This is a genomic window from Candidatus Limimorpha sp. (genome assembly GCF_056203535.1).
In genome coordinates this window covers 1-4,039 of sequence record NZ_JBADWU010000108.1, presented here as the reverse complement: position 1 = coordinate 4,039, position 4,039 = coordinate 1, and the positions used below count along the sequence as shown (strand labels likewise).

Here is a 4,039-nt window from a genome sequence, read left to right as displayed (position 1 = left end):
TTCCGCTTGAAGGCCACAAAAGAATGGATGGATGAACGAAAAAGAAAACAAAATAAAGAAAAATAACTACCTTCGCTGATGGACTTCAAGTGTTCACTTTTACGTGGCAATCGTGTCCAAAATTACGTGTCAAAATACATTTTACACAACCGAAGGGTTTACACAAGCTCCTGATGGTGAGAGTATTGAGAATTGCCAGCTACTAGGTATTGCATGCGGTGTTGATGAAAATGACGCATTGGACAATCTGTTAAAACAGAATCTTTGGATTGTAGAAAGGGGCTATAATCCGTCCGAGGTTTCTTATAAGAGATTATCTTCTAATTGCTGATTTTCTGGTTTTTGGCGGAATTATGCTCATTGTTTATATTTTAAACAGGTTGAGTGTTATGAGAATAGCTGTATTGAATTACGAAACCGGGAGAGTTGACATTTTGGAAAATGTCCCTGAGGCGGGCGATTTGAAAACCTATTTCATTGAACATTCCGTTGAACATACTCTTCGCAAACTGACGCGAGAAGATGGCTTGCTTGACGTTATTGAGACATACCTGAGTGTGGTATGTAATTATCATCTCTCTGAGATTGATTATATGGTAATGGATGGTGTTAACTACATCGATATGAAATAATTTATCCTCATGGAAATCAATGATATAAAGTTTGCTATCGTTCTTGACAGACGCACTAGCAGGGTGATTGTAATCAAAGTGAATCCAGCAGATCTTCCCGACGATGAAATTGAGGAATGTGATTGGGAACAGATTCTGTATCCATATGAGGATGACGGCAAATTTGATTTGACATACTGCGACTGGATGTTTGTACCTGATCTGAAAGTTGAGACCATAGGATTGGGGGACGAATTGAATAAACTTAAACAGATTAAGGACTAACAGGTTCCATGACACTGGTTATAAATAATCCAGCTCGCTCTACTCTTCAAAAATGCAAACGGAATCTTGAAACCTAATTTATTGTATGCATGAATGTTAGCGTGATAATATCAGCGTTGCTCGTTTGCAGTTTTGTGTGCAGTTTTGTGTGAGAAATATTATTTTTGCAAACAAAGAGTTAGTTATTCAACGTCACCTCTGAAACAAATTCCCACAAGTTGTGGGAATTTGTTGAGAGCCTTCCTTGAGTGACCACACAAAGAATGAAAATTCCACATTGTGAAAAATCATGGGAAGATTGAAAATACAAACAAACCGCTCATCAGAATTGTAAGCGTCTCCGCGTGGATGTGGCCGATGCATAAAGAAAGCAGGGTGAGATGCCCTGCTATTCTTATGTCCAGCGGTCCGGAAGGAGATTCCGGTATGCTTCGGGCGGTGCTCCGTTAGGCATCGCGGCGCATTTCCCAAGGATATCCGAGAAGTAGTCGAAGAAGTTTATGCCGAGGTTCTGGCAGGTGCAGGCAAGTGAGAAGTACTTGCATCCGCGTTGCGCACCCTCGTGGCTTCCGAAGAAGAGCGAACTGTGTCGCGATGCCGAGACGTGGCGGTTCGTGCGTTCGATGAGATTATTGTCCCAGGCGACGTCGCCGTAGGTTGCGATGGCCTCTATGCCTTCCCATTCGTTCAGGAAGTAGTTCGCAGCCTTGTGCATCAGAGATTTCGGAGGATACTTTGTCATATCGTCCCGCACCCTTGTCAATGCGGCCTTCAGTCTGGCCAGTATCGGAGGGGCGTATGCCCGCCGCCATTTCAGATTGTCATCGACAGTCCATCCGTCTTCTCCTATCCTGTGCCGGTGCTCGTTGTGGTAGAGCAGATTCGACTGCTCGATTATCTCCTGTGCATCCGGATTTCCCTTCAGGCTGTCATCGAGGAACTCGCGCTTGCAGTGCTGGAGACAGGCAAGCCTCACAATCTTTCCTCCTGATCCGGCCGCAAGGTTCTTGTATGCGCGCAGACCGTCAGACTGGACCAGTCCGCTGTATCCCTTGAGCTTGTTCAATATCACTTCCTGACTGCGGGAACCGTCATCATAGAAGAAGTATGTGAGTCCGGTATGCGCAGCTACGATTACCCAGATAAAAGCCTTTTTGGAACCCTTGCCGTTGTTGCCGGTGGCTTCGACAAGGACTCTGTGGTAGGTTTCGTCGCAATTTAGGTAACCGTCTTCCTTCACAGCTGCGCCCATGGCCTCATAGAGTTTGTCAACCAGGTCGGAAGTCTTCGCCAGAAGCCCGTGCGCGGTACCCTTGTCGAGGTCGAAGCCGTGGCTCCGGAAGTACTTCACGATGCGCTCCACGGGCATTGCGTACAGGTATCTCAGCTCAGCGATGCCCGCGACGAAGGATCCGTCATAACAGGAGTTGAGAAGCGGTGTCACAGGGGCCTTGCCGCTATAGATGACGTCATCTTTCTTGAGCGCGTGCAGCTTGTATATGGTCTTGATGAACCTCGGGGGTATCATGCTGTAACGGGTGGCGTACCTTACACCTACCTCGATGCAGAGATTCTCATCCACATCCTCTGGATATACGTCCTTCTCCACCGTCTCCATTTCGAAGTGCTCCTTGTGTCTGGCGCCGTTGTTGCCGCGGGCCTTGACGGCTTCCTCGCGGCGTTTCTTCTCGGCAGCCTTCTCCTCCTCAGTCTTGGGAGCGGCCGGAGATTTCTGTTTCTCTGATTTCGGAAAGGCAACAGCCCTCATCCCGCGAAGTTCGTTCGTCGCCCTGTCCAGCGAGGAGTCACGTTCCTGGAGCAGACTCTCCAGATTGACTATCGTCTTTTGGAGGTCGGCGATGGTCGCTTCGAATGACCGGCGCATGGATTTCATCTCCTCGGACATGGTGAGTATGGTGGCATTCGCCGCCTCCAACTGACTCTTCAGGATCTCGATTATCATGTCCTTTACCATATGGTAAAGGTACGAACTTTCTATGGGAAAAGCAAGAGTTTTTACAATTTATTTTATTGATTGCCAAAAGATTATATGCTCATAAAGCGCGTTCTGTAGCGCTTGCGGAAGCATACGCTATCCAGCGAGACGCCGGACATTATGAAGCTGAAAGTCTCCCACGAGAGCTCGTAATAGCCAGTGTCGGCGTTCTTGCGGGGCATCTCGAAAGACCCTCTTTCCAGACGCTTCTGATATAGAAGAAAGCCATCTGTATCCCACCTCAGTAGCTTCACGGACTGCCGGTTCTTCGAGAAGAACACGAACACATCGCCCGTCATCGGCGACATCGGGGATTCCGATACGACAAGGTTGAACTGCGAGTCGATGCCCTTGCGCATGCTCACCGGATGCTGGCACATGAAGTATCGGGTGCTGTTCTCTAGTCCGAACATGATTCCGCCCCTCTCTGGCGTGACTGATATATGGTCAGCAGGCTGATCACGCTCTCAACGCTGCTCTCCTGAAGAGTGAGGTTTACGCCGTCAGGGAAGGTGATGCTGATGCCACGGAGATTGCCGGATGCACCACGGGCTGACGGCATGAACTGAATGAAGGCACCATCGGATTTCGAGGCAGATGAACTGCATGCTGTTTCGCTACGTGCCTTCCGCCTCAGTTCGAGGATGCTGATTCCGTGACGCTTCGTCCAGTCCAGAACGCCACTGTAGTTGGTATGAGACTCCTTACAGTACTCGCTCAGCTTCAGGTCAGGATTACTCCTGAGCCGAGACTTGTAGCCTTCTATGACCCTGCGATAACGGGATGCGACCTGTGCCGGGATTGATTCTTCCATCTTATCCTTTTTCCTGCAAAGGTAGATGGATCATCAAAGCGAGTCAATGCGTCATCGCGGAGACGCTTACTCAGAATTTCTTAGAGATCAGAATTTGTTTGTATAAAATTCAGTCAAAAACACGCAACTAATTGATAATCAATATTACAATCCATCTTCAACGAGGAGGAATACTAAGGGTTTCTATTAGACTTAACCCACATTGCAGTAAGCCTTGCACCCAACTGTTAAATGATGTTACGGGAACAGCCTTATAATGGCGTGTTATGCCGGTTTTCGTATGATTTTTAGTTAATTGTAGTTAACCCAGACCGTCTTTCCGAAAACACGCGC

The 4,039-nt window shown here is 47.9% G+C and carries 5 protein-coding genes; 2 read left to right on the top strand and 3 right to left on the bottom strand.

All coding sequences use genetic code 11. The features are described from left to right. Nucleotides 1-389: 389 nt before the first annotated feature. Both AC06MN_RS13865 and AC06MN_RS13860 read left to right on the top strand, forming a co-directional pair. Nucleotides 390-632 (top strand): hypothetical protein, encoded by a 243-nt coding sequence (locus AC06MN_RS13865; protein WP_475672966.1) that lies wholly within the window; start codon nt 390-392, stop codon nt 630-632. Nucleotides 633-641: 9 nt separating this feature from the next. Beyond that, nucleotides 642-896: a hypothetical protein gene (locus tag AC06MN_RS13860; protein ID WP_475672965.1), complete on the top strand. Its 255-nt coding sequence runs from the start codon at nt 642-644 to the stop codon at nt 894-896. 394 nt (nt 897-1,290) lie between these two features. Here the strand turns inward: AC06MN_RS13860 and tnpC are convergent, their stop codons facing one another. The 3 genes from tnpC to AC06MN_RS13845 all read right to left on the bottom strand — a co-directional run bounded on the left by tnpC (nt 1,291) and on the right by AC06MN_RS13845 (nt 3,454). Further along, on the bottom strand, nt 1,291-2,859 hold the full coding sequence (gene tnpC, locus AC06MN_RS13855; protein WP_475672964.1) for an IS66 family transposase: 1,569 nt from the start codon (nt 2,857-2,859) through the stop codon (nt 1,291-1,293). A gap of 83 nt (nt 2,860-2,942) precedes the next feature. Then, nucleotides 2,943-3,305, bottom strand: coding sequence for an IS66 family insertion sequence element accessory protein TnpB (gene tnpB / locus AC06MN_RS13850; protein ID WP_475672963.1), 363 nt, complete (start codon nt 3,303-3,305; stop codon nt 2,943-2,945). Then, a complete protein-coding gene (locus AC06MN_RS13845) occupies nt 3,293-3,454 on the bottom strand; it encodes a hypothetical protein (protein ID WP_475672962.1) in 162 nt (53 codons plus the stop codon). The genes tnpB and AC06MN_RS13845 overlap by 13 nt, the downstream gene beginning before the upstream one ends. Nucleotides 3,455-4,039: the final 585 nt, after the last annotated feature.

Coding starts and splice junctions, on each gene's coding strand:
- tnpC (WP_475672964.1), bottom strand. CDS start 2,859: ATGATAATCGAGATCCTGAAGAGTCAGTTGGAGGCGGCGAATGCCACC.
- AC06MN_RS13865 (WP_475672966.1), top strand. CDS start 390: ATGAGAATAGCTGTATTGAATTACGAAACCGGGAGAGTTGACATTTTG.
- AC06MN_RS13845 (WP_475672962.1), bottom strand. CDS start 3,454: ATGCCGTCAGCCCGTGGTGCATCCGGCAATCTCCGTGGCATCAGCATC.
- AC06MN_RS13860 (WP_475672965.1), top strand. CDS start 642: ATGGAAATCAATGATATAAAGTTTGCTATCGTTCTTGACAGACGCACT.
- tnpB (WP_475672963.1), bottom strand. CDS start 3,305: ATGTTCGGACTAGAGAACAGCACCCGATACTTCATGTGCCAGCATCCG.